A 767-nucleotide genomic window follows, 5' to 3' on the forward strand; every position below is an offset into this window, starting at 1 on the left:
TGTATTTTGCAAGAGAAAAATACACAATAGTGCAATCAAAAGTGCATAACTTTGCCAGCCTATTCCGTTAGTGATTCTGTCTTGATAACGCGTGAGTCATTCGGTAGCTTTCTCCAGTGAAACTTAAAATGTGAGCGTGATGGATGACCCTGTCCACTAGGGCTGCAGTCAGCCTAGAGTCGACAAAGATGCGGTTCCATTGGCTGAACTCCAGATTAGAAGTTATAATCAGGCTCTTCTGTTCATACCACTCAGTAATCAATTGAAACAATAGCTCGGCACCTTCTTTGCTAAACGGGATGTAGCCCATCTCATCCAGAATGATCAGGTCCACTTTCTTAAACTTATTTCGGAATTGCTGGAACTTACCTTCCCTCCATGCCTTGGTCAAGGCATCCACCAGATCGGATACACGGTAGAAGCGGACTTCATATCCCTTTTGACAGGCCGCCCGGCCAAGCCCCGTTGCCAGGTGTGTTTTTCCGGTGCCGGGAGAGCCGGCCAGAATGACATTTTCACGCTTCTCAATAAAGTGCAGTGCGGACAGTTCCCTTGAATCCAACCGGGGAGGCAGGTGGACCTTTTCATTCCATTGGAATGATTCAAGTGTTTTCCTGCTCAGGAAACGCGCTTTTTTAAGTAGACGCTCCACCTTCGCCTCTTCCCTCAACGCCAACTCTTTCCGGAGGACATCCGAAAGATACTGGGCCGGGTTTTCAAAGGGAATAGACTCATAGATGTCCGCAACGTAAGCCAGCCGGAGTGTC

Annotated in this window: 1 protein-coding gene; it reads right to left on the reverse strand. The window is 48.1% G+C overall.

Annotation, left to right across the window (positions count from 1 at the left end):
* Positions 1 to 67 precede the first annotated feature (67 nt).
* On the reverse strand, positions 68 to 767 hold a 700-nt coding region (istB, locus tag ACFSCZ_RS17415), incomplete at its 5' end, for an IS21-like element helper ATPase IstB (RefSeq protein ID WP_380775729.1).

This window comes from Siminovitchia sediminis (genome assembly GCF_042680885.1).
GTDB classification, from domain to species: Bacteria; Bacillota; Bacilli; order Bacillales; family Bacillaceae_C; genus Siminovitchia; species Siminovitchia sediminis.